The organism is Sphingobium sp. VMM, assembly GCF_056790315.1.
On the sequence record NZ_JBXGSI010000008.1, the window covers coordinates 12,881 to 34,679 of the forward strand.

A 21,799-nucleotide genomic window follows, 5' to 3' on the forward strand; every position below is an offset into this window, starting at 1 on the left:
CGGTTATCATACTGACACGGATGTCAGCTTCGTCAGAATGATGCCTCCGCACCGGCCCACACCCCCTACAGCGCCCCCAGCAGCGCGAGAACCACACCGCAGGCGACCAGCATCAGCCCCATCGCCTCGCTGCGCGCCATCCGTTCGCCCAGGTAGAAATGGCCGAACGCCATGGTGAAGGCGACCTCGATCTGGCCGACGATCCGCACCAGCGCGACCGGCGCGGTGGCAAAGCCGGTGAACCAGCAGGCCGATCCCATCGCCGACAGGAAGCCGACCTGGCCCGACACGCGCCAGCTGGTGAACACCTTGCGCATCTCGCCCGGCTCGCGCAGCGCCAGATAGCCGCCCTGGAGCAGCGTCTGCAGCAGCACCGTGACGCTCAGCACGATCAGCGCGGCATGGATCGGATCGCCCCCGCCCACCTGCTGCGTCGCGCGGCGGATGCCGATCGCGGTCAGTGCGAAGAAGAATCCCGATGCAATGCCGGTGATCGCCGCCGGCTGGCCCAGCGCACGCAGGAAATCCATCGGCCCCATCCGCTTGCCCCCGGTCGACAGCAGCATGACGCCGGCGACGCCGCAGCCGATGCCGGCGCAGGTCAGCGCGCTCAGCCGCTCGCCCATCAGCAGGAAGGACAGGATCGCCCCCTGCACCGCCTCGGTCTTGGAATAAGCGGTGCCGACGACGAAATTGCGATGGCCAAAGGCCATGATCAGCAAATTGGTGGCGATGATCTGGGCCAGCCCGCCGGCCAGGCAGAAGGGCAGGAACAGCCGGCCCAGCACGGGGAAGGGCGCGGGGAAGAGCAGCTGATAGCCGCCAAGCAGGATCAGCGCGAAGGGAATGCCGTAAAGATAGCGGACCAGGCCCGCCGCATTGATCGACAGCGTCTTGCCCACGCGCCGCTGCACCGCGGTGCGCCAGGCCTGCGTGGCCCCGGCCATCAGGGTGGCGGGCAACCAGATCGGGGACGTAATCATGCGCGCCCTATACAATAGGGACGCGACCCGTCACCCCATCATCATCAGGAAGGCGAAGAACAGCGACAGCGACGCACAGGCAAAGCCGTACAGCAGCGGCAGCCGCAGCAAGGTGCCGCTGCGCGAAAGCTGATAGGCATCCTTGAACTGGCGATACATGTGCCAGGCCGCGAACAGCAGCAGCACCAGCGTCACCAGCCCATGGGTGATGCCGACCGCCGTCAGGATCATCGACAGCGAGAAGAGCAGCGACATGAAGGCGATCGAATAGGTCACATAGATCGCATGGTCATAAATCTTGAACCGGCGGCTGAACGGGAACAGCAGCCACAGGAAAGGCAGCGATATGACGATCAGCAGCCAGGAGAATTTATAGGCATTGGCCTTGAGCTTGTAATAGGCGAATTCGGGATCCTTGGCCGCCGCGCTGATCGCCTTGCCGACCGTATCGGCGACGTTCTTGTTGACGCCTTCGCCGGTCAGCGAGTCGGTCAGGCCGCTCGCCAGCGACAGGCCCTTCCGCTCGTCCTGCGCGTCCTTCAGTTTTTCCTGCAATGTCTCGCGCCGGCTCGCGCTGATCCCCGGCTCGGCCAGTTGCGCCTGCACCTTGGCGATGCGGGCATCGGCCTTTTCCTCTTCCTTCTTCAGCTCGGCGATTGCCTCGCTGTTCATCTTCACCTGGTTGCGCGCGCCTTCCGGCCCATGATGGCTGGTCAGCGAGAAGATCGCGTACATCAGGAAGGCGCTGAACAGGAACAGGGCAAAGGGCGATACGAACTTGGCCCGCTCGCCATGGATATAGCGGCGCGTCAGCTGTCCGGGGCGCAGCGCCAGCTCGGGCAGGGTGGTGAAGATCTTGCCTTCGAAATGCAGCACGCCATGGGCCAGGTCATGGCCGATCGCGGCAAAGCTGCGGTGCAGATGCGCGGCCTGGCCGCATTCGGGGCAATAATTGCCCGTCACCGCCGTGCCGCAATTCAGGCAGGCGCCATGGCCCGCTTCATGGGTTTCCCCATGGCCCGGCTCGACCGCCCGTGCCAGCATGCCCCCGGTGATCGCGTCACCCGCTGCTTCGATTTCCCCTGTCATGGGCGGGGACGATAACAAGCGTGTATGACGCTTGCCAGTCACCTTGGCGCGTGGATCGCATTGTGTTGCATTGTTACAACGCTCGGCAACATTCCGACATGTTCCTATGTTGGGCAGGGCGAACGTCACCGTCCCGCCACAAATCGCGTCTAGCGGCGATGGCATCCCGGACGGCAGGCGCAGGGGCGCCGCTTTCCCGGACGCAAAAGCAATATTATCGGGGAATAACCTTGTCGAAATTCACTTTCGCACGGTCGGCGCTGCTGCTGACCTCGGCCTTCGGTGCGCTCGCCCTTGGTGGCGCCGCCCATGCGCAGGAAGCGGGCGCTGACGCCGGCCAGCTCGACGAGATCGTCGTGACCGCCGAGCGCCGCTCGGAAAATCTGCAGAAGGTGCCCGTCTCGGTCGGCGTCGTGCAGGGCGATGCGCTGCGCAACCTGACCGCCGGCGGCGGCGACATTCTCGAACTCGCCGCCCGCGTGCCCGGCCTCTATGCCGAAACCACCACCGGCCGCATCTTCCCGCGCTTCTACATCCGCGGCCTTGGCAATATCGACTTCTATCTCGGCGCCTCGCAGCCGGTGTCGATCATCCAGGACGATGTCGTGCTGGAACATGTCGTGCTGAAGTCGAACCCGGTGTTCGACGTCAACCAGGTGGAAGTGCTGCGCGGCCCGCAGGGTTCGCTGTTCGGTCGCAACACCACGGCGGGCATCATCAAGTTCGACACCATCCGTCCGTCGATGGATTGGGAAGGTCGCGCCCAGGCCAGCTATGGCAGCTATAACACCGTAACCTTCGACGGCGGCATCGGCGGCCCGATCGTCGCGGACAAGCTCGCCTTCCGCGTCTCGGCCCTCTACCAGCATCGCGACGACTGGGTCGACAATACATACACCGGCCCCAGCGCCGACGGCACCGTGTCCCCCAAGAAGGACGCGATGGGCGGCTATAATGAGAAGGACGTGCGCCTTCAGCTGCTGATGACGCCGACCGAAAATGTTTCGATGCTGACCAGCGTCCATGCGCGCGACTATGATGGCACCTCGACCATCTTCCACCGCGCCGGCCTCACCAAGGGCAGCAACAGCGTGTCGGGCGAACCCCGCTCGAAGATCGCCCTCGACGAAGCGATGAACAACCCGCAGGCCTACAAGACCTATGGCGCGTCGGAAAATATCGCGATCGACATGGGCCCCGTTACCCTGACCTCGATCACCGCCTATGAAACCACCTCGGGTTACAGCCGTGGCGACACCGATGGCGGCGCGGGCGCCGACTATCCGGTGAACGGCGTGGCCAACGGCTTCGGCCAGAGCCAGGGCAATGTCCGCGATCTCGACCAGCTGACCCAGGAAGTCCGCCTCGCCAGCAACGGCGACAGTGCCTTCAAGTGGCAGGTCGGCGGCATGTATTTCGACAGCCGCGACACCACCGACTTCTACCAGCGCGCCTATTTCCTGACCGGCACCGCCAACAATCCCAACAACTGGGTGCGTCTGCGCAACAAGAATGAAAGCTGGGGCCTGTTCGGCCAAGCGAGCTACGAAGTGGTACCGGGCCTGACCATCACCGCCGGCGGCCGCTACACCAAGGACACGAAGGAAACCCGTCTGGTCAAGGCGACCGCCAATGCGGCTGGCGTCTCGACCTATGCCGGCCGTCGCTATGTGAAGCTGACCGGCAAGGAACCGAGCTGGGACGTCAGCGCCCTGTATGAAGTCAGCCCCGAGGTCAGCCTCTACGCCCGCGTCGCGCGCGGCTTCCGTGGCCCGACCATCCAGGGCCGCTCGGCGGTGTTCAACAGCGACTTCACCACGGCGGATTCGGAAACGATCATGTCGTACGAAGGCGGCATCAAGACCAACCTGCTGGGCAACCGCCTGCGCTTCAACCTGGCGGGCTTCGCCTGGAAGGTGAAGGACATCCAGCTCAACGGCAATGACGTGAACGGCAATGGCGTGTTGTTCAACGCCGACGCCGCCAAGGCCTATGGTCTGGAAGCCGATCTGGAAGCGCGTCCGTTCGACAATCTCACTTTGTCGGCCGGCCTCAGCCTGTTGCACAGCGAGATCAACGACAAGAATGTCTATGCCCAGGTCTGCACGCTGAACAGCGTGGTCGTCTGCACCGTGGAAGACCCGACCGTCACCAACGCGCGCGGCGTCTTTGCCCAGATCGACGGCAACCCGCTGCCCAACGCGCCGAAATACACTGCCAACATCGCGGCTCGTTATGACGTGCCGCTGGGCAATGGTGGCAAGATCTTCGCGGCGACCGACTGGAACATCCAGGGCTACACCAACTTCGTCCTCTACAAGACGAAGGAGTTCTACTCGAAGGGTGACTTCGAAGGCGGCCTGAAGATCGGCTACACCGCGCCGGACGGCAAGTACGAGATCGCCGCCTTCGCCCGCAACATCACGGGCGAGAAGAACATGAAGGGCGTGATCGAAAACTACATGGCGCCGGTGTTCAACGAACCCCGCATCATCGGCGTGTCGCTCAGCGGCAAGCTGTAAGACTAAGGTTAATCCTCCCCATGGGCAGCATGGGGAGGGGCCAAAGAAAAAGGCGCGTCATCCGATGGAATGGCGCGCCTTTTTCGTCAGCTCGGCTTGATCGGCGCCAGCGTGACATTCTTCCAGTCGGGCTCATGATGCGGCTCGCGCCCCATTGTCCAGTTGCTCTGCAGTCGCACCAGCGGGTTGGGCGCACACCAGATTTCTCCGCTGTCGCTGAGGCCCGTCACCCAGATCAGATTATGCTCCTGCCCATAGTCGATGACGGCGAAGGCATAGCCTTTGCCCTTGCCTTCGATCATGACGGGCAAGGGCGGTTCGAGCTGCGTGAAGGACATGGATGAACTCCGGCTTTGGGTGCCGGACATAATGCGGCGCGCGAAACGGGGTTCCCGTCTCGCGCGCCGCCTTGATCCGTATCAATTAGATAGTTGCTGACGGGCGGTCTTACGCCCCTTCGAGCAGCTTTTCTTGTCTGATCTTTTCCTGCCACACCAGCGGGGCGAGGCGGTGGACATTCTGGCCTTCGCTATCGACGGCGACGGTGACGGGCATGTCCTCCACCGTGAACTCGTAGATGGCTTCCATGCCCAGATCCTCGAAGCCCACGACCTTGGCTTCCTTGATCGCGCGCGCGACCAGATAGGCTGCGCCGCCGACCGCCATCAGATAGGCGCTCTTGTGCTTGGCGATGCTGTCGGTGGCGGCCGGGCCGCGCTCGGCCTTGCCGACGCAGGCGGCCAGACCCTGTTCCAGCATCATGTCCATGAACTTGTCCATCCGGGTCGCGGTCGTCGGGCCAGCCGGGCCGACCACTTCGTCGCGCACCGGATCAACCGGGCCGACATAGTAAATCACGCGGCCCTTGAAATCGACCGGCAGGGTCTCGCCCTTCTCCAGCATGTCGGCGATCCGCTTGTGCGCGGCGTCGCGGCCAGTCAGCATCTTGCCGTTCAAGAGCAGGCGGTCGCCATGCTTCCAGCCCTGCACCTGTTCCGGCGTCAGCGTGTCGAGATCGACGCGGATCGCTTCCTTGCTCGGCTTCCAGTCGACCTGCGGCCATTCACTGAGCTTGGGCGCTTCCAGATAGGCCGGGCCGGACCCGTCGAGGGTGAAATGCGCGTGGCGGGTCGCGGCGCAGTTGGGGATCATCGCCACCGGCTTGCCCGCCGCGTGGCAGGGATAGTCGTGGATCTTGATGTCGAGCACGGTGGCCAGGCCACCCAGGCCCTGCGCGCCGATGCCCAGCGCATTGACCTTGTCGAACAGTTCGATGCGCAGTTCCTCGATCTTGTTCTGCGGGCCGCGTGCCTTCAACTCGCCCATGTCGATCGGGTCCATCAGGCTTTCCTTGGCCAGCGCCACGGCCTTTTCCGCCGTGCCGCCTATGCCGATGCCCAGCATGCCCGGCGGGCACCAGCCCGCGCCCATCTGCGGCACCATTTCCAGCACCCAGTCGACGATCGAATCGCTGGGGTTCATCATCTTGAACTTGGTCTTGTTTTCCGAGCCGCCGCCCTTGGCCGCGACGTCGATCGTCACCTTGTTGCCCGGCACCATTTCCACGTTCAGCACGCAGGGCGTGTTGTCCTTGGTGTTCTGGCGGCTGAAGGCGGGATCCTTCAGGATCGAGGCGCGCAGGCGGTTTTCCGGGTTGAGGTAAGCGCGGCGCACGCCCTCGTCGATCACCTCCTGCATCGACCGGCTATTATCGTCCAGCCGGCACTCCATGCCCCACTTCACGAAGACATTGACGATGCCGGTGTCCTGGCAGATCGGGCGGTGGCCTTCGGCGCACATGCGGCTGTTGGTCAGGATCTGGGCGATGGCGTCCTTCGCCGCCGGATTGGCTTCGGCCTCATAGGCCTTACCCAGTGCCCGGATATAATCCATCGGGTGATAGTAGGAAATGAACTGGAGTGCGTCGGCGACGCTCTCGATGAGGTCGGCGGTCTTGATGACGGTCATCTACCCTGGTCCCTATTCTTGCGGCCCGCCTCTGCACGGCAGGTCCCTGCAAGGCGGGGCTATAGGCCTTTGAGACGATGAGTCCAGAAGAGGGTTGCGGTTCAGGACGCAAGCGGCCCGTCGGCAAAGGGAAAATTCTGCCACCAGGGCTGCATCTCGCGCAGCACCCGCGCAAAGCTCGGTCGCGCCTCCAGCCGGTTCAGATAGGCGCCCAGCATCGGATGGCCGGCGCGCAGCGGCACGATCCTGTCGGCATAATAAAGCGAGGGCGCCGCCGCGCAGTCGGCCAGCGACAGATGATCGCCCGCCGCCCAGCTCCGCCCCGCCAGCCGATTCTCCAGCACCGTATAGATGCTGCGCAGCGCCGCCACATTGGCGGCCACGCCATGGGGATCGCGCGCATCCGCGGGCCGCAGCCGGTCGGCCACCAGCGCCTGCATCGGCCCCATCACATAATTGTCGAACAACCGGTCCATCAGCCGCACCTCGATCGCCGCGTCGCCATCGACCGGGATCGGGCGGAAGGTGCCGGGTTCGTGCCGGCCCAGATATTCGACGATGATGCTCGCCTCCGCGATCGTCGCGCCGCGCACCGGGTCGTGCAGCACGGGGAATTTGCCGAGCGGCCAGAGCGCCTGCCATTCGGCCAGGGCCGCTTCATCCTCCAGGATGCGCGGGGTGAAGGGCGTGCCATTTTCGTAGAAGGCGATCAGCACCTTCCAGCAATAGGAGGAGAGGGGATGGTAATAGAGGATCATGCCTGCCTCCCGATCGCTGCGGATGGATTCGCCTGCCTTCCCATCATCATAGCGTATCGCGCGGCGATATGCAGGGGGACGATAAAGGCAGCGATTCAACAGATTGTGGTCGTGTTCGTGCCTCTGCCCCCATGTCATGATTTTGTCGCCAATCGCGCGACGCGCGCATTTGCGTGGCAAGGCAAATTTATTTTTTAATTTCATAGGCCCCCCTTGTCTTTTCCAAGGCCCTTGGAAGTCCGCGCGTCGCTGCGCTATGGGGTGGCGCGTCAGCGACGAAACGAATCCAGGCGTCGATGAACCGAGTCCCCGAACTGTCATTTACCCTCTTGCGTGTCGGCGGGGCTGTGGCACTATCTGTGGTATCGGGACCAAGGGGGTCACGCAATAGATTGTGATTGCATTGTCAGACCTGCTTCCGGCGATACGGGGCTTTTGTCCTTGCGATCGGATCGGTTGACCCCATTTCTGTCCCGGCCCGATCGGGTTCATGCTATGATGTCTGGGTGCGCCCCGGCATCGCTGGACCGAATCGAACGGAACAGGAACAATCGGGGGCTCGCATGGACTTTCGAGATAGTGAACAAGGTGGAAACGGCGACGTGGCGACGGTAATGGACGAGCGTATCGAGGATCTGGTGGACAAGGCCGAGCCCAAGGCTGCCAAGGGCAAGGCGACCGAGTCCGCGTCGTCCAAGATTCATGAGCGTCGCTTTCATGTCGTGACGGATTCGTCGCGCGATGCGCTGCTGACCGAATTCGGCAAGGACACGCTGAACGATCGCTATCTGCTGCCCGGCGAGAGCTATCAGGATCTGTTCGCCCGCGTCGCCGCCGCCTATTCGGACGATGCCGATCATGCGCAGCGCGTCTATGACTATATCTCCAAGCTCTGGTTCATGCCGGCGACGCCCGTGCTGTCGAACGGCGGCACCGGCCGCGGCCTGCCGATCAGCTGCTATCTGAACTCGGTCGACGACAGCCTGGAAGGCATCGTCAACACCTGGAACGAGAATGTCTGGCTCGCCTCGCGCGGCGGCGGCATCGGCACCTATTGGGGCAGCGTGCGCGGCATCGGTGAGCCGGTCGGCCTCAACGGCAAGACCAGCGGCATCATCCCCTTCGTCCGCGTGATGGATTCGCTGACCTTGGCGATCAGCCAGGGCTCGCTGCGTCGCGGCTCGGCCGCCTGCTATCTCGACGTCTCCCACCCGGAGATCGAGGAGTTCCTCGAAATCCGCAAGACGAGCGGCGACTTCAACCGCAAGGCGCTCAACCTGCACCATGGTGTGCTGCTGACCGACGAGTTCATGGAAGCGGTGCGCGACGGCAGTGATTTCAACCTGCGCAGCCCCAAGGACCAGTCGGTGCGCGGCACCGTCAATGCCCGCGCGTTGTTCCAGAAGCTGGTCGAGGTCCGCCTCGCCACCGGCGAGCCCTATATCGTCTTCTCCGACACGGTGAACCGGATGATGCCCAAGCATCACCGCGACCTGGGACTCAAGGTCTCGACGTCGAACCTTTGTTCGGAAATCACTCTGCCGACGGGTCGCGACCATCTCGGCCAGGATCGCACGGCGGTCTGCTGCCTCTCCTCGATGAACCTGGAAACCTGGGATCAGTGGAAGGATCACCCGACCTTCGCGGAAGATATCATGCGCTTCCTCGACAATGTGCTGCAGGACTATATCGACCGCGCCCCGCCGGAAATGGCCCGCGCCAAATATAGCGCCAGCCGCGAACGCTCGGTGGGCCTGGGCGTCATGGGCTTCCACAGCTTCCTGCAGGCACGCGGCATCCCGTTCGAAGGTGCCATGGCCAAGTCGTGGAACCTGCGCATCTTCAAGCATATCAATGCCAAGGTGAACGAGGCGTCGATGATGCTGGCGCAGGAACGCGGGCCGTGCCCCGACGCCGCCGACCAGGGCGTGATGGAGCGCTTCTCCTGCAAGATGGCGATCGCGCCGACTGCGTCGATCTCGATCATCTGCGGCGGCACCTCGGCCTGTATCGAGCCGATCCCGGCGAACATCTACACCCACAAGACGCTCTCGGGCAGCTTCGCGGTGAAGAATCCCTATCTGGAAAAGCTGCTGGTCGAAAAGGCCAAGGATTCGAGCGCCGTATGGAACTCGATCCTGGAACGTGGCGGCAGCGTCCAGCATCTCGACTTCCTGACTCAGGAAGAAAAGGATGTGTACAAGACCAGCTTCGAGATCGACCAGCGCTGGCTGCTCGAACTGGCCGCCGACCGCACCCCCTATATCGACCAGGCCCAGTCGCTGAACCTGTTCATCCCGGCCGATGTCGAGAAGTGGGATCTGCTGATGCTTCACTTCCGCGCCTGGGAACTGGGTATCAAGTCGCTCTATTATCTGCGCTCCAAGTCGGTGCAGCGCGCCGGCTTCGCCGGTGGCGTGGAAGCGGACAACACGATCGACGCCCCCAAGTTCGAGATCGGCGAGACCACCGACTATGACGAGTGCCTCGCCTGCCAGTGATCAGATTCCCTCTCCCTGTGGGAGAGGGAGGGAGCCGCGCAGCGGCGGAAGGGTGAGGGCGATGCGCAATTACCGCGATCTGCCTTCAGGGGCCGTGGATCAGGCCCGCATTCTCCGCCGTAACGCCACGGAGGCTGAAAAACGTCTCTGGCGTGCTTTGCGTGAACAGCTTCCGACCGTGAAATTCCGCCGCCAGGTGCCCCATGGTGCCTATGTCGCGGATTTCCTCTGTTTTTCTGGCAAGCTGGTCGTCGAGGTCGATGGCGCAAGTCATGCGGAGAGCGCTGAGCAAGATGCTGTCCGAACCCGTTATTTCGAGACCCAGGGCTATCAGATCCTGCGTTTCTGGAACCATGAGGTCATGGAAAATACCGAAGGCGTCGTAGCGGTCATCGCGGCGCGCCTCTCGCCCTCACCCTCCCACGCCTGACGGCGCGGGCCCCTCCCTCTCCCGATGGGAGAGGGGAAGAAAAGATTTCGCGGAGTAACCCATATGCCCCTTCTTCAAGCCTCCAAGGTCTACAAGCCCTTCGAATATCCCTGGGCCTATGAATTTTGGAAGCGCCAGCAGCAGCTCCACTGGCTGCCCGAGGAAGTGCCTCTGGGCGAGGATTGCCGTGACTGGGCGCAGAAGCTCAGCGATCATGAGCGCAACCTGCTGACCCAGATTTTCCGCTTCTTCACCCAGGCCGACGTGGAAGTGCAGGATTGCTACCACGAGAAGTATGGCCGCGTGTTCAAGCCGACCGAGATCAAGATGATGCTGACCGCGTTCAGCAACATGGAAACGGTCCATATCGCCGCCTACTCGCACCTGCTCGACACGATCGGCATGCCCGAAAGCGAATATTCCGCCTTCCTCCAATATAAGGAGATGAAGGACAAGCATGATTATCTCGCCCAGTTCGGCGTCGACACGGACGAGGATATCGCCAAGACGCTGGCGATGTTCGGCGGCTTCACCGAAGGCCTCCAGCTCTTCGCCTCCTTCGCGATGCTGATGAACTTCCCGCGCTTCAACAAGATGAAGGGCATGGGCCAGATCGTCACCTGGTCGGTCCGCGACGAAACCCTGCATTGCGAGGGCATCATCAAGCTGTTCCACAGCTTCGTGAAGGAACGCGACTGCCTGACCGCATCGGTCAAGGACGACATCATGGACATGTGCCAGAAGACCGTCCGCATCGAGGACGCGTTCGTCGACCTGGTCTTCGAAATGGGCCCGGTTCCCGGCATGACGCCCAAGGACATCAAGAAATATGTCCGCTACATCGCCGACTGGCGCCTGGGGCAGCTGGGCCTCAAGCCCATCTACATGATCGACGAGCATCCGCTGCCCTGGCTGACCCCGCTGCTCAACGGCGTGGAGCATGCCAATTTCTTCGAAACCCGCGCGACCGAATATTCGAAGGGCGCGACCCGTGGCCAGTGGAACGACGTCTGGGACGCGTTCGACCGCCGCAAGAAGCTCAAGGGCGCCGAAGCGGCCAATGTCGACGAAAGCGATCCGGACATGTTCAAGGCCGCCGGCATCGCGGCGGAATAAGATCACAGCGCGACGCGCCATGCGCGTCGCGCTGTGATCAAGCCCGCGCGGCGCTGACGCGTTTAAGGCTGCTGATCAGCCAGCATCACGGCAGCTTGCAAAGGGCTTTCGACCTGTTCGAGGGGAGGGGAGGCGCGGGGAGCGCCTCCCCTTTTTTGTGCGCTGCTGGAGCGCCCCGCATCGCGTCCATAACGGACCAGTCTCGCGCCGGAATGGCGATGCCCTGGGCTATGGTCCGGTCATGACCAGCCCCGTCGATCCCCCATCTCCGCCATTCTACGTCTTCGTCTGCAATGTCTGCGGCAGCGATCAGGTTACGCGCGAAGCCTGGGCGGCCTGGGATGTCGCGACCCAGGCCTGGATCCTCAACACGGCCTTCGACTTTGCCTATTGCCATCGCTGCCTGGGCTATGCGCAGCTCGACCGGCTGCTGCTGACCAGCCCGCCACCCGGCTTGCCGTCCCGCGCCCCGGCCTTCCCGCCGGCGCCGGGCTGATCGACGTGGCGGGCGTGACGCTTCCTTAACCGCCGCCATGCCAGACCGGCCGCCATGTTCGGCGTCCGACTCCGCTCCCTCTTCACCAGCCGCTGGATGGCCCTGCTCTGGGCGATATTGGTGCTGCTGAGCGCGATCCAGTTCGTGGGCAGCGATGGCGGTGATCGGGCCGGCGCGGATCAGGCCGCGACCGCGGCGCTGGACGGCCTCGACAACAGCCAGCGCGCCGCCATCGCCAACGCGCTCTGAAAGGCACGGGGCGGGCGTCGCGGGCGCGCTGTCCTATTCCTTCCCGCCGGACTATATTGCCGTCCGGCGTCGGGCCTGTCTCTGACGCTCACTTGTTCCAAAATGACAAATGTTGGAAATTAAATGTCAGAATGTGCGGGAAATATGCGAAGTTAAGCGCAGCATTTCCTATTGCGGGGGAGGGGTGCTGCGCTTGGTCTCGTCATTCTGTTTCGATCATGCAACATTGTTCCCGGCAAACTGTTCTGACCCGCATCCCGTCGATGCGGAAAGTGGAGGACCGATGCGATGCCAATGTCCTGAAGGCCATGATCGCCACGCTCGCCCTTGGGGCGATGGCCATTTCCACTCTGCCTGCTGCTGCCCAGCATCGGCCGAACGATCATCGCCCCGGTGGCAGCCAGCATGGCCGTCCGGGTGGTTCCAACGCGCATCGGCCGCCCAGCCATGGCGGCAATCATGCCCAGCGACCGCCGTCGCGCCCTGGTGTCGGTCGGCCGCCCCAGCCCGGCCGGCCGGGGGCAGGCCGCCCGCCCCAGCCGGGCCGGCCCGGCAATGGTCGTCCGCTCCAATATGGCCGTCCCGGCAACCATCGCCCGCCGCCGCCCCGTGGCAACTATCGCCGTCCTGGACCGCCGGTCTATGCCTATGACTGGAACCGGCCCGATCCGCGCTATGGCGGCCGTTATCGCCCCGACCGCTATTATCGCGGCGGCTATGCGCCGATCCGGGTCGACCGCAGCATGCGCATCTATCGCGGCTATGACGACCGCTATTATTGCCGCCGTTCGGACGGCACCACCGGCCTCATCATCGGCGGCGCGATCGGCGCGCTGATCGGCGGCCAGCTCGATCGCGGCTATTCCAACACGGCGGGCATATTGATCGGCGGCGGCGCCGGCGCGCTGCTCGGCCGCGAGATCGACCGCGGCAGCCTCAGCTGTCGCTGATCGGAAAGGGGGGCCAAGACGCCCCCTTTTTTCAGCACCAGGGGTGGCGACGCCCGTCCCAGGTCCGGGCCAGCCCTTCGTCCACAAGCTGCTGGCCGATCGACTGGCCATCACGCGTCACGATCCGCAACGCCCGGCCATATTTGTCGGTCGCCCGCCCGTCGATCTCCAGCGAGAAGGGGCCGGCATTCATCAGTTGCTGCAACCGGCTGGTCGCCCGCGCGCCCAGCGCGCCTTCCTCCGGGCAGCGCGGCCCATGGGTTTCGGGCGTGTCGATGTCGGCGATCCGATATTTCTCGCCCCGGAACCAGAAAGTGTCGCCATCGACGACGCAATTGGCCCCGCCGCCGCTATGGCAATAGCCGAAATCGGCCGACAGCTGGTCGGCGCTGGCGCTCGACGGCGCGGTGCCGGTCGACGCCGTCGGCATCGCGATCTCGGGCGCCAGCCGCGCCCACCAGTCGGGCGCCTGCCAGCCGATCATCATCCCCAGCGCCAGCACCAATCCCAGTGTCTTGCCGCTGAAGCCGCTGCGCTGGGGTGCGGGGCGACGAAAGCGCGCCTGTCCGGCACGCGCCGCCTCCCGGCGCCAGAGTGTGTCGATGCGGTCGGGGGTGAATCGGTCGGGGCGTCTGGACATGGCGCGCCCCTAGCAGGTTCAGGAAAAACAGAGGGTTAAATCTGATCCGGCTTGTCGCCATTTCGGGGCGAACCGGCGTTTGATCGGGATCAATGTGGGAAGCGCAGGGGATGCGCAGGGTGCGCCGGCCTCAGCCCATGGAGATTGCCGCATGAACGCCGCCGCGCCGCCCAGCCCCTATGTCCGCATCGGCGGCGAACCGGTCGTCCGCGCCATCGCGAACCGCTTCTATGACCTGCTGGAAAGCGACCCGGCCTATGTCGAGCTGCGCGCCGTTCATGCCGCCGACCTCTCGGCCGTGCGCCACGGCCTCACCCGCTTCCTGTGCGGCTGGCTGGGCGGCCCACGCGACTGGTTCCAGCGCGGCACCTGCATCATGTCGCTGCACCGCGCCTTTCCGATCACGCCGCAACTGGCCGATCAATGGGCGACCGCGGCGGCCTGCGCGATCGCCCTGCAGGAGGATCTCGACCCCGACATTGCCGACGCCATGGCGGAAGCGCTCGGCCATATGGCGCGCGGCATGATCAATTTCGGCCTTGCGCCGGCACAGGCGCACCCCGCCTAGCGGCTAGTCGTCATCCTCGTTGAGGATTTCGTCCTCCTCGCCATCATCCTCGTCGTCCATGCGCGGCTCGCCGTCGAACGCGCCCTCGTCGATCCAGCCAGACCGGTCCATCTCGTTCATCTTGTCGACCAGGTCGGGGACATCGTCGGGGATGATCTGCGCCGGGTTGGGCCGCCCGCCATGCTCGCTCTCTTCGCTCAGGTCGCTGGTCCGGCCCAGCGCATCGTCGGCGACGTCGTTCGCCTGGGTGCCGGCATCGGCCTGTTCACTATTTTCCTCACTCTCGTCGGGGAAGGGGCGATTGTCGGACATCGTCATGGCGCGTCTCCTTGCAGGGGCATGTCCCCCCTCCAACGATCACCCCATTTTCCCGTTCCGCGCAAGCGCGCCCGGAAACGCACTGGACAGCGCGGAACCAAGGCGGCAAAGGCCGATGCGATCCTTTTCGCCCCGATCCTTTTCGCATCGCAACAGGAATCCCTCCATGTCCCGCCAGCTCATTTCCTCCGGCTCGCCCTTCGAGGCGCAGGTCGGCTATTCGCGCGCCGTCGTCCAGGGCGACTGGTGCTTCGTTGCCGGCACCACCGGCACCGATCCCGAAACCAAGATCATGCCCGAAAGCGTGGTCGATCAGGGCGTCAACGCGCTCAAGGTGATCGGCAAGGCGCTTGAAGACGCCGGCTTCTCCTTTGCCGATGTCGTGCGCGTCACCTATTATATCACCGACCCTGCCTATTGGGACGATCTGGGCAAGGCCACCGCGCCCATCTTTGGCGAGATCCGCCCGGCCGCCAGCTGCGTCGTCGCTGGCCTCATCAAGCCGGAGATGAAGATCGAAATCGAAGTCACCGCCTTCAAAGGGTAACGCCCTTGTAAAGAAAATCTGGGACCAACCATCATGATTACCATGTACGGCATCAAGAATTGCGACACGATCAAGAAGGCCCGCAACTGGCTGGATAATGAGCGCGTCGCCTATAATTTCCACGACTATAAGGTCGCCGGCGTCGACAAGGAAAAGCTGGAGGAATGGGTGATGGAGCATGGTTGGGAAACCATCCTCAACCGCTCCGGCACCACCTTCAAGGCGCTCGACGCGGGGGACAAGGCGCATATCGACGCGGACAAGGCGATCCTGCTGATGATCACCAACCCCTCGATGATCAAGCGCCCGATCCTCGACACTGGCAAGGGCACGGTCGTCGGCTTCAAGGCGACGACCTATGAAAACGCGCTGAAAGGCGTGATGGCGTGATCGGACGGGGGCTGCTGGGCATCGGGGCATTGCTGATGATGGGCCTGCTCCCCCTTTCCGCCGTCCGGGCCGCCGACCCGCTGATCATCGCGCATCGCGGTGCCAGCGGAGAGCGGCCCGAACATACGCTCGCCAGCTATGAGCGGGCGATCGATCAGGGCGCCGACTATATCGAGCCGGATCTGGTCCTGACCAGGGATGGCGTGCTGGTCGCCCGGCACGAAAATGAGATTGGCGGCACCACCGACGTCGCCGACCATCCCGAATTTGTCGATCGCAAGACGACGAAGACGATCGACGGCATAGAAATGACCGGCTGGTTCACCGAGGATTTTACCCTCGCCGAACTGCGCACCTTGCGGGCGCGCGAACGCCTGCCTGATCTGCGCCCGGCTAATGTCCGCTTCAACGACCTCTATCTCATCCCGACCTTCGAGGAGATATTGAAGCTGGTCCGCGCCAAGGAAGCGGAGCAGCATCGTCGCATCGGCCTTTATCCCGAAACCAAGCATCCCAGCTATTTCGCCGGCATCGGCCTGCCGCACCAGCAGGCGCTGCTCGATCTGCTCGGCAAATATGGCTATACCAATGCCGACGATCCGGTCTTCATCCAGTCGTTCGAGGTCGGCAATCTCAAGGCCCTGCATGAAGCGACCCGGCTGCGCCTCATCCAGCTCGTCGATGCCGAAGGCGGCCCCGCCGATGAACCCGGCACCAGCTATGCCGACATGATGAGCGTCTCCGGGCTGGAGGCGATTGCCGGCTATGCCACCGGCCTCGGCCCGTCCGCTGCCATGGTGCTGGCGCCCGAAGGGGCGACGGCTTTGGTCGGTCGCGCCCATGATGCCGGGCTTCAGGTTCATATCTGGACGCTGCGGATGGAAAACAGCTTCCTGCCCGACCAGTATAAGCGGCCGGACGATCCGCAGGGGCGGGGCGACTTTGCCGGCTATGTCCAGGCGATCGCCGCGACCGGCGTCGACGGCATTTTCAGCGATTTCCCCAGGCAGGCGCGCGACGCTCTGAGCAGCACGCAGCCCTGATCGGCAACATCGCATAAATTAAAGCGGATTTTCCCTTCTCTACCCTGCGGCTCGACTTGCCAAAGCCGGGCCGCAGGCGAATAACGAACAGACCATGCTGTCCCAGAAGACCCGTTACGCCATCCGCGCGCTCCAGCATCTTGCCGACCGCTATCGCCAGGGGCCCGTGCCCCTCAACGAGATTGCGACGCGCCAGAATATCCCGGCGAAATTCCTGACGGTGATCCTGTCCGAATTGTCGCGCGAAGGGCTGGTGGCGACCCAGCGCGGCCGCGACGGCGGCTATTGGCTGGCCTTGGCGCCGGTCGACATCAGCTATGGCGACATCGTGCGCCTGACCCGCGGCTCGCTTGCGCTCACCCCGTGCGCCAGCCGCTTCGCCCATGAAAGCTGCACCAACTGCCTGCCCGAAAGCGAATGTCGCCTGCACCGGGTGATGCTGCGCGTGCGCGACGAAACCGCCAAGGTACTCGACAGCATCAGCCTCGCCGAACCCTTCGCGGCCGAGGGGCTAGGGTAGGGGAATCCTAAACGGCGTCATCCCGAACTCGTTTCGGGATCCATTCAGCGCTGTGGGCCTGGCGTCAGCCGACGATGAACCAATAGAACATAGCCGCCGAAATGCTGGCCCAGCATATGATCCCTATAGCCAGCCCGCCCAATATGCCGATGGCTGCGTTCCAGCGACGGCTAAGAACGATAGCGCTGCCCAGTGCTGCCACTAATATTGCCAGTACGATCGCTGCTATCGCCATATCCCCTGTTTTGCAGCTCGCCCTTTTTCTCGCAAGCGATGGCTATCGCTCCGGTGCGGACGCCCTTGCGCTCGCCACGCCGCTTCGCCACATCAGCGCCATGACCACGCCGCCGCTCAAAGCCGCCCTGATCCCCGTTACCCCGCTGCAGCAGAACTGCACCCTCTTCTGGTGTACGGAAACGATGCGCGGCGCCTTTGTCGATCCGGGCGGCGACCTGCCGGTGCTGAAGAAGGCGGCGGCGCAGCATGGCGTCACGATCGAGAAGATCCTCGTCACCCATGGCCATATCGACCATTGCGGCCAGGCCGGCATGCTGGCCCGCGACCTCGATGTCCCGATCGAAGGGCCGCATGAGGAGGATCGCTTCTGGATCGACCGGCTGCCGCAGGATGGCGAACGCTGGGGCATTCCGGGTGAGCGTTTCGAGCCGGATCGCTGGCTGGTCGATGGCGACCAGGTGACGGTCGGCAATCTAACCTTCGACGTCTATCATTGCCCTGGCCACACGCCGGGCCATGTCGTCTTCCACCATGCGCCGAGCCAGCTCGCGATCGTGGGCGACGTGCTGTTCAAGGGCTCGATCGGCCGCACCGACTTCCCGCGCGGCAATCATCAGGACTTGATCGATGCGATCACCGGCAAGCTCTGGCCGCTCGGCGGCCAGACCGCCTTCGTCCCCGGCCATGGCGAGATGAGCAATTTCGCCTATGAACGGCGGACCAATCCCTATGTGGCCGACTCCGTTCTCGGTTAGACGCGGGCCATCGCCGGCGGGGCAGGCACGGCGCGAGTCGCGCCATAGGCGACATAGAGCGCCGCCACCGCCAGGCCGAGCATCACGATCCAGGTCAGCAGCGCGCCGCCCGCGCGCCAGACCGTCGGCTTGTCCGCGTCCATGCCAAAGCCATGGGCGATTCGCGCCAGCGCATAGATCATCGCCCCGATCCACAGCCACAGCGGCGCGCCGATCGCCATTTCGATCAGGCCGAAGAGAATCAGCACGATCGGCGTATATTCGATGAAATTGGCGTGCGCCCGCATCCGCCGCGCCAGCAGCATATTCCCCGAGTCGCCGTGCAGAAGCTTCGCGCCCACGCGGATTCGCGCGCAGCGCACCGCCAGCCAGAAATTGATGAGCGCACAGGCCGCAGCCAGTGTAAGCGTGATCGGCAACAACATGGGCATCCCCCTATTCGACGGGTCGCCACCATAGGCGGGGCGGGCCGGCGGGCAAGGAAGGACTTGCACCATCTGCAAAAACGGCTATAGGCGCAGGGCTTCGCGATCAACCGGGCCGCATGGTCTGCGGCACCCGTGCCGTCGGCGTCTCATTTGGAAACCGGCCAGTCGCATAACCAGATTTAATTACGGAAACAGGTGCCGACATGGCTGTCCCCAAAAGGAAAACTTCCCCGTCCAAGCGTGGCATGCGTCGCAGCCACGATTCGCTGCGCGTCGAAGCATTCCAGGAATGCTCGAACTGCGGTGAACTGAAGCGTCCCCACAATCTGTGCGACGCGTGCGGCCATTATAACGGCCGCGAAGTTATCGCCGTCGGGGCGTAAGACTTTTTCGATCTCCGCAAAGGGGTGATCTCAGTGTCCAGCCAACCGCGAATCGCAATTGACGCGATGGGCGGGGATGAAGGCGTGCGGGTGATGATGGCAGGCGTTGCGCTTGCCCGTCGCCGGCACGAAGGACTCCGCTTCACCCTTTTCGGCGACGAGACCCGGATCAAGGCGGCTCTCGACAACCACCCCAATTTGCGGGCGGCGTCGGAAGTCGTGCATTCCGATACGATCGTCGAGGGCACGGACAAGCCCAGCGTCGCGATTCGCAAGAAGAGCAGCTCGATGAGCATGGCGATCAACGCCGTGAAGTCGGGTGATGCCGGTGCGGCGGTTTCCGCCGGCAATACCGGTGCGCTCATGGCGATGGCGAAGCTGGCGCTGCGCACGATGCCCGGTGTCGATCGGCCTGCGCTGGCAGCGATGCTGCCGACCCTTGGCGACAATGATGTCGTCATGCTCGACCTTGGTGCCAATACCGAGTGCGATGCGCGCAATCTCGTCCAGTTCGCGGTGATGGGTGCGGCCTATGCCCGTATCGCCCTCGATCTGGAGCGGCCGCGCGTTCGGTTGCTCAACATCGGCACCGAAGAGCTCAAGGGCACGGACGAGATTCGTGACGCCGCCGCCGTGCTGCGCGCGGCCGACACCCTGCCATTCTCGTTCGACGGCTTTACCGAAGGCGACAAGATCGGCCGCGGCGAAACCGACGTGATCGTGTGCGACGGCTTCTCGGGCAATGTCGCGCTCAAGACGGCCGAGGGCACCGCCCGCTTCGTCGCCGACCTGCTGCGCCGCGCCTTCTCCAGCTCGCTGCGGTCCAAGATCGGCTTCCTGATCTCGAAGCCGGCGATGCACCTGCTCAAGCATCATCTCGATCCCAACAATCATAATGGCGCCGTCTTCCTCGGCCTCAACGGGGTCGTGGTGAAAAGCCATGGCAGCGCCGATGCCAAGGGCGTGGCCAATGCGGTGCATGTCGCCGCCCGCCTGCTGGAAGAGGATATCACGCGACGCATCGCCGCCGACATGGCCGGGGTGCAGGATCTGTCCGCCGTCGCGTCCAAATTGGAGCTGCCCGTCAAGTGATGCGTCGATCCGTTCTCCTGGGCACGGGCTCGGCCCTGCCCGCACGCGTCGTCACCAATGCGGAACTGGCGCAGACCGTCGACACCAGCGACGAATGGATCGTCGAGCGGACCGGCATCCGCACCCGCTATATCGCCGGCGAGGGGGAGACCACGACCACGCTGGCGACCGACGCCGCGAAGCGCGCGCTGGAGGCCGCCGGCCTCGCCGCGCAGGATATCGACCTCATCATCCTGGCGACCGCGACCCCGGACCAGACCTTCCCAGCCAGCGCCACGCTGGTGCAGGCTGCGCTCGGCATCGATGATTGCGTCGCCTTCGACGTCGCCGCCGTCTGCTCGGGCTTCCTCTATGCGATGACGGTCGCCGATTCGATGATCCGCTCGGGCGCGGCGCAGCGCGCGCTGGTGATCGGCGCGGAAACCTTCAGCCGTATCCTTGATTGGGAAGACCGCGCGACCTGCGTGCTGTTCGGCGATGGTGCCGGCGCCGTCGTGCTCGGCGCGGAGGAAAGCGCGGAAGGCCAGCGTGGCATCCTCGCCGCCAAACTTCATGCCGATGGCCGCCACAACCAGCTTCTCTATGTCGATGGCGGTCCTTCGACCACCCAGACCGTGGGCAAGGTCCGCATGAAGGGGCAGGAAGTGTTCCGCCATGCGGTGGTGAATCTCGCCACCGTTCTGAAGGAAGTGATGGCGATGGCGGAGATGACGCCCGCCGACATCGACTGGCTGGTGCCGCACCAGGCCAATGCCCGGATTCTCGACGCGACCGCGCGCAAGCTCAAACTGTCCCCGGACAAGGTCGTCGTCACCGTCGACCAGCATGCCAACACCTCGGCCGCCTCGGTGCCGCTGGCACTGGACGCGGCGACCCGAGATGGCCGGATCAAGGCCGGCGATCTGATCGTGCTGGAAGCGATGGGCGGTGGCTTCACCTGGGGCGCCTGCGTCCTGCGGGTCTGATACGGCGGCGAAACGATCTCCCCTACGTATCTGACCTGCTTGCCGAATCACCCAACATGCATCACATTTGTGTCGCAATCATTTGCCCTGGCAGATGATGCAGGGGGGCACATTGGGGATTTGCGATGACCGGCACTGGCACACTGACCCGCGCTGATCTGGCGGAGAGCGTCAATCGTCACATTGGCTTGTCCCGCGCGGAAGCGGCGGCACTGGTCGAATCGATCCTGGAACATATGTCGACTGCGCTGGAGCGCGGCGAAAATGTGAAAATTTCGAGTTTCGGTACCTTCGTCCTGCGCGACAAGAATGAGCGCATGGGGCGCAACCCGAAGACCGGGATCGAGGTGCCGATCGAGCCGCGCCGGGTGCTCACATTCCGCGCGAGCCAGACGATGCGGGACCGCGTTGCCTCGACCTGAGGCAATTCGGTCAGCTTTTGTAATATTGGCGTATATTTACCGTAGTTGACCTTTACGGGACTATGGGTGCAACATCGCGCCCATGGAAAAGGCCGAGGGCGCATTTCTGACCATCAGCGAACTGGCGACAGAGCTGGGTCTTGCCCAACATATTTTGCGCTATTGGGAAACCCGCTTTCCGCAATTGCGTCCGCTCCAGCGATCGGGCAACCGGCGCTACTATCGTCCTGCCGATGTGGCGCTGGCACGGCGCATCAACCAGTTGCTCAATGTCGAGGGCTTCACGGTCAAGGGCGCGCAGAAGGCGCTGGCCGATGGCACGGACGACATAGCGGTCGATCCGCTGCCCGCCGCGACGCCGGAGCCGGACCTGATCGCCCGGCTCGAAGCCATCCGGGCCGATCTGGCGCGCGCCTTGGGTCGCTGATC

26 protein-coding genes are annotated in these 21,799 nt (G+C 63.8%); 18 read left to right on the plus strand and 8 right to left on the minus strand.

The genetic code is table 11. The features are described from left to right. Positions 1–65: 65 nt before the first annotated feature. Entirely contained in the window at positions 66–983 is a 918-nt protein-coding gene (locus ACUCV3_RS11695; protein WP_048936263.1) for a DMT family transporter, read from the minus strand. Positions 984–1,013: 30 nt separating this feature from the next. Further along, positions 1,014–2,072 carry a DUF3667 domain-containing protein gene (locus ACUCV3_RS11700; RefSeq protein ID WP_279729614.1) on the minus strand — a complete coding sequence of 353 codons (1,059 nt, stop codon included), beginning with the start codon at positions 2,070–2,072 and terminating at the stop codon, positions 1,014–1,016. 230 nt (positions 2,073–2,302) lie between these two features. Between ACUCV3_RS11700 and ACUCV3_RS11705 the strand changes: the two genes are divergently transcribed. Then, positions 2,303–4,594 (plus strand): TonB-dependent receptor, encoded by a 2,292-nt coding sequence (locus ACUCV3_RS11705; RefSeq protein WP_482240645.1) that lies wholly within the window; start codon positions 2,303–2,305, stop codon positions 4,592–4,594. An 86-nt stretch (positions 4,595–4,680) separates the two neighbouring features. On the opposite strand, the gene ACUCV3_RS11710 is transcribed toward ACUCV3_RS11705, so the two are convergent. The 3 genes from ACUCV3_RS11710 to ACUCV3_RS11720 form a co-directional block, all read right to left on the minus strand. Continuing rightward, on the minus strand, positions 4,681–4,932 hold the full coding sequence (locus ACUCV3_RS11710; protein WP_017499126.1) for a hypothetical protein: 252 nt from the start codon (positions 4,930–4,932) through the stop codon (positions 4,681–4,683). A gap of 109 nt (positions 4,933–5,041) precedes the next feature. Then, the gene (locus ACUCV3_RS11715; RefSeq protein ID WP_214863715.1) at positions 5,042–6,562 is read right to left on the minus strand and encodes a fumarate hydratase; all 1,521 of its coding nucleotides are present in this window, start codon (positions 6,560–6,562) and stop codon (positions 5,042–5,044) included. Between the two features lie 101 nt (positions 6,563–6,663). Further along, positions 6,664–7,320: a glutathione S-transferase family protein gene (locus ACUCV3_RS11720; protein ID WP_279729612.1), complete on the minus strand. Its 657-nt coding sequence runs from the start codon at positions 7,318–7,320 to the stop codon at positions 6,664–6,666. 614 nt (positions 7,321–7,934) lie between these two features. Here ACUCV3_RS11720 and ACUCV3_RS11725 point away from each other — a divergent pair. The 6 genes from ACUCV3_RS11725 (at position 7,935) to ACUCV3_RS11750 (ending at position 13,062) form a co-directional block, all read left to right on the plus strand. Further along, positions 7,935–9,821, plus strand: a complete 1,887-nt coding sequence (locus tag ACUCV3_RS11725; RefSeq protein ID WP_010336832.1) for a ribonucleoside-diphosphate reductase subunit alpha — start codon at positions 7,935–7,937, stop codon at positions 9,819–9,821. A gap of 61 nt (positions 9,822–9,882) precedes the next feature. Next, positions 9,883–10,251 carry an endonuclease domain-containing protein gene (locus ACUCV3_RS11730; RefSeq protein WP_279729611.1) on the plus strand — a complete coding sequence of 123 codons (369 nt, stop codon included), beginning with the start codon at positions 9,883–9,885 and terminating at the stop codon, positions 10,249–10,251. Positions 10,252–10,314: 63 nt separating this feature from the next. Continuing rightward, positions 10,315–11,367, plus strand: a complete 1,053-nt coding sequence (locus tag ACUCV3_RS11735; RefSeq protein WP_004209931.1) for a ribonucleotide-diphosphate reductase subunit beta — start codon at positions 10,315–10,317, stop codon at positions 11,365–11,367. Positions 11,368–11,608: 241 nt separating this feature from the next. Continuing rightward, the gene (locus ACUCV3_RS11740; RefSeq protein WP_010336834.1) at positions 11,609–11,863 is read left to right on the plus strand and encodes a hypothetical protein; all 255 of its coding nucleotides are present in this window, start codon (positions 11,609–11,611) and stop codon (positions 11,861–11,863) included. Between the two features lie 54 nt (positions 11,864–11,917). Then, the gene (locus tag ACUCV3_RS11745) at positions 11,918–12,112 is read left to right on the plus strand and encodes a hypothetical protein (RefSeq protein WP_278983449.1); all 195 of its coding nucleotides are present in this window, start codon (positions 11,918–11,920) and stop codon (positions 12,110–12,112) included. 263 nt (positions 12,113–12,375) lie between these two features. Next, positions 12,376–13,062 (plus strand): glycine zipper 2TM domain-containing protein, encoded by a 687-nt coding sequence (locus ACUCV3_RS11750; protein WP_482240646.1) that lies wholly within the window; start codon positions 12,376–12,378, stop codon positions 13,060–13,062. Between the two features lie 31 nt (positions 13,063–13,093). Here the strand turns inward: ACUCV3_RS11750 and ACUCV3_RS11755 are convergent, their stop codons facing one another. Further along, the gene (locus ACUCV3_RS11755; RefSeq protein WP_279729609.1) at positions 13,094–13,702 is read right to left on the minus strand and encodes a thermonuclease family protein; all 609 of its coding nucleotides are present in this window, start codon (positions 13,700–13,702) and stop codon (positions 13,094–13,096) included. Between the two features lie 151 nt (positions 13,703–13,853). Between ACUCV3_RS11755 and ACUCV3_RS11760 the strand changes: the two genes are divergently transcribed. Beyond that, the gene (locus tag ACUCV3_RS11760; RefSeq protein WP_279729608.1) at positions 13,854–14,270 is read left to right on the plus strand and encodes a globin domain-containing protein; all 417 of its coding nucleotides are present in this window, start codon (positions 13,854–13,856) and stop codon (positions 14,268–14,270) included. 3 nt (positions 14,271–14,273) lie between these two features. Here ACUCV3_RS11760 and ACUCV3_RS11765 read toward each other — a convergent pair whose 3' ends face one another. Further along, on the minus strand, positions 14,274–14,588 hold the full coding sequence (locus ACUCV3_RS11765) for a hypothetical protein (RefSeq protein WP_004209937.1): 315 nt from the start codon (positions 14,586–14,588) through the stop codon (positions 14,274–14,276). A gap of 166 nt (positions 14,589–14,754) precedes the next feature. Between ACUCV3_RS11765 and ACUCV3_RS11770 the strand changes: the two genes are divergently transcribed. The 5 genes from ACUCV3_RS11770 (at position 14,755) to ACUCV3_RS11790 (ending at position 18,080) form a co-directional block, all read left to right on the plus strand. Continuing rightward, positions 14,755–15,135, plus strand: coding sequence for a RidA family protein (locus ACUCV3_RS11770; RefSeq protein WP_004209940.1), 381 nt, complete (start codon positions 14,755–14,757; stop codon positions 15,133–15,135). 33 nt (positions 15,136–15,168) lie between these two features. Further along, positions 15,169–15,525: an ArsC family reductase gene (locus ACUCV3_RS11775; RefSeq protein WP_004209945.1), complete on the plus strand. Its 357-nt coding sequence runs from the start codon at positions 15,169–15,171 to the stop codon at positions 15,523–15,525. Further along, on the plus strand, positions 15,522–16,568 hold the full coding sequence (locus ACUCV3_RS11780) for a glycerophosphodiester phosphodiesterase (protein ID WP_279729607.1): 1,047 nt from the start codon (positions 15,522–15,524) through the stop codon (positions 16,566–16,568). Before ACUCV3_RS11775 ends, ACUCV3_RS11780 begins: the two co-directional genes overlap by 4 nt. A 94-nt stretch (positions 16,569–16,662) precedes the next feature. Further along, the gene (locus tag ACUCV3_RS11785) at positions 16,663–17,088 is read left to right on the plus strand and encodes an RrF2 family transcriptional regulator (RefSeq protein ID WP_004209947.1); all 426 of its coding nucleotides are present in this window, start codon (positions 16,663–16,665) and stop codon (positions 17,086–17,088) included. 335 nt (positions 17,089–17,423) lie between these two features. Then, positions 17,424–18,080: an MBL fold metallo-hydrolase gene (locus ACUCV3_RS11790; RefSeq protein WP_482240675.1), complete on the plus strand. Its 657-nt coding sequence runs from the start codon at positions 17,424–17,426 to the stop codon at positions 18,078–18,080. Here the strand turns inward: ACUCV3_RS11790 and ACUCV3_RS11795 are convergent. Beyond that, on the minus strand, positions 18,077–18,505 hold the full coding sequence (locus tag ACUCV3_RS11795) for an MAPEG family protein (RefSeq protein ID WP_026108754.1): 429 nt from the start codon (positions 18,503–18,505) through the stop codon (positions 18,077–18,079). The two genes, ACUCV3_RS11790 and ACUCV3_RS11795, sit on opposite strands and share 4 nt — an antisense overlap. Before the next feature lie 206 nt (positions 18,506–18,711). Here ACUCV3_RS11795 and rpmF point away from each other — a divergent pair, with 206 nt between their 5' ends. From rpmF to ACUCV3_RS11820, 5 genes are all read left to right on the plus strand, one after another. After that, positions 18,712–18,891: a 50S ribosomal protein L32 gene (rpmF, locus tag ACUCV3_RS11800; RefSeq protein ID WP_004209950.1), complete on the plus strand. Its 180-nt coding sequence runs from the start codon at positions 18,712–18,714 to the stop codon at positions 18,889–18,891. A 66-nt stretch (positions 18,892–18,957) separates the two neighbouring features. Then, a complete protein-coding gene (gene plsX / locus ACUCV3_RS11805; protein ID WP_010336845.1) occupies positions 18,958–19,983 on the plus strand; it encodes a phosphate acyltransferase PlsX in 1,026 nt (341 codons plus the stop codon). Then, the gene (locus ACUCV3_RS11810) at positions 19,980–20,948 is read left to right on the plus strand and encodes a beta-ketoacyl-ACP synthase III (protein ID WP_037490861.1); all 969 of its coding nucleotides are present in this window, start codon (positions 19,980–19,982) and stop codon (positions 20,946–20,948) included. The genes plsX and ACUCV3_RS11810 overlap by 4 nt, the downstream gene beginning before the upstream one ends. 125 nt (positions 20,949–21,073) lie before the next feature. Next, positions 21,074–21,370, plus strand: coding sequence for an integration host factor subunit alpha (ihfA, locus tag ACUCV3_RS11815; protein WP_004209953.1), 297 nt, complete (start codon positions 21,074–21,076; stop codon positions 21,368–21,370). A gap of 82 nt (positions 21,371–21,452) precedes the next feature. Continuing rightward, entirely contained in the window at positions 21,453–21,797 is a 345-nt protein-coding gene (locus ACUCV3_RS11820; RefSeq protein ID WP_010336848.1) for a MerR family transcriptional regulator, read from the plus strand. Positions 21,798–21,799: the final 2 nt, after the last annotated feature.

Excerpts from the sequence above, each read along its gene's own strand:
- ACUCV3_RS11695 (WP_048936263.1), bottom strand. The coding sequence starts at position 983 with ATGATTACGTCCCCGATCTGGTTGCCCGCCACCCTGATGGCCGGGGCC.
- ACUCV3_RS11700 (WP_279729614.1), bottom strand. The coding sequence starts at position 2,072 with ATGACAGGGGAAATCGAAGCAGCGGGTGACGCGATCACCGGGGGCATG.
- ACUCV3_RS11710 (WP_017499126.1), bottom strand. The coding sequence starts at position 4,932 with ATGTCCTTCACGCAGCTCGAACCGCCCTTGCCCGTCATGATCGAAGGC.
- ACUCV3_RS11715 (WP_214863715.1), bottom strand. The coding sequence starts at position 6,562 with ATGACCGTCATCAAGACCGCCGACCTCATCGAGAGCGTCGCCGACGCA.
- ACUCV3_RS11720 (WP_279729612.1), bottom strand. The coding sequence starts at position 7,320 with ATGATCCTCTATTACCATCCCCTCTCCTCCTATTGCTGGAAGGTGCTG.
- ACUCV3_RS11725 (WP_010336832.1), top strand. The coding sequence starts at position 7,935 with ATGGACGAGCGTATCGAGGATCTGGTGGACAAGGCCGAGCCCAAGGCT.
- ACUCV3_RS11730 (WP_279729611.1), top strand. The coding sequence starts at position 9,883 with ATGCGCAATTACCGCGATCTGCCTTCAGGGGCCGTGGATCAGGCCCGC.
- ACUCV3_RS11735 (WP_004209931.1), top strand. The coding sequence starts at position 10,315 with ATGCCCCTTCTTCAAGCCTCCAAGGTCTACAAGCCCTTCGAATATCCC.
- ACUCV3_RS11740 (WP_010336834.1), top strand. The coding sequence starts at position 11,609 with ATGACCAGCCCCGTCGATCCCCCATCTCCGCCATTCTACGTCTTCGTC.
- ACUCV3_RS11745 (WP_278983449.1), top strand. The coding sequence starts at position 11,918 with ATGTTCGGCGTCCGACTCCGCTCCCTCTTCACCAGCCGCTGGATGGCC.
- ACUCV3_RS11750 (WP_482240646.1), top strand. The coding sequence starts at position 12,376 with ATGCGGAAAGTGGAGGACCGATGCGATGCCAATGTCCTGAAGGCCATG.
- ACUCV3_RS11755 (WP_279729609.1), bottom strand. The coding sequence starts at position 13,702 with ATGTCCAGACGCCCCGACCGATTCACCCCCGACCGCATCGACACACTC.
- ACUCV3_RS11760 (WP_279729608.1), top strand. The coding sequence starts at position 13,854 with ATGAACGCCGCCGCGCCGCCCAGCCCCTATGTCCGCATCGGCGGCGAA.
- ACUCV3_RS11765 (WP_004209937.1), bottom strand. The coding sequence starts at position 14,588 with ATGACGATGTCCGACAATCGCCCCTTCCCCGACGAGAGTGAGGAAAAT.
- ACUCV3_RS11770 (WP_004209940.1), top strand. The coding sequence starts at position 14,755 with ATGTCCCGCCAGCTCATTTCCTCCGGCTCGCCCTTCGAGGCGCAGGTC.
- ACUCV3_RS11775 (WP_004209945.1), top strand. The coding sequence starts at position 15,169 with ATGATTACCATGTACGGCATCAAGAATTGCGACACGATCAAGAAGGCC.
- ACUCV3_RS11785 (WP_004209947.1), top strand. The coding sequence starts at position 16,663 with ATGCTGTCCCAGAAGACCCGTTACGCCATCCGCGCGCTCCAGCATCTT.
- ACUCV3_RS11790 (WP_482240675.1), top strand. The coding sequence starts at position 17,424 with ATGACCACGCCGCCGCTCAAAGCCGCCCTGATCCCCGTTACCCCGCTG.
- ACUCV3_RS11795 (WP_026108754.1), bottom strand. The coding sequence starts at position 18,505 with ATGTTGTTGCCGATCACGCTTACACTGGCTGCGGCCTGTGCGCTCATC.
- rpmF (WP_004209950.1), top strand. The coding sequence starts at position 18,712 with ATGGCTGTCCCCAAAAGGAAAACTTCCCCGTCCAAGCGTGGCATGCGT.
- plsX (WP_010336845.1), top strand. The coding sequence starts at position 18,958 with ATGGGCGGGGATGAAGGCGTGCGGGTGATGATGGCAGGCGTTGCGCTT.
- ihfA (WP_004209953.1), top strand. The coding sequence starts at position 21,074 with ATGACCGGCACTGGCACACTGACCCGCGCTGATCTGGCGGAGAGCGTC.
- ACUCV3_RS11820 (WP_010336848.1), top strand. The coding sequence starts at position 21,453 with ATGGAAAAGGCCGAGGGCGCATTTCTGACCATCAGCGAACTGGCGACA.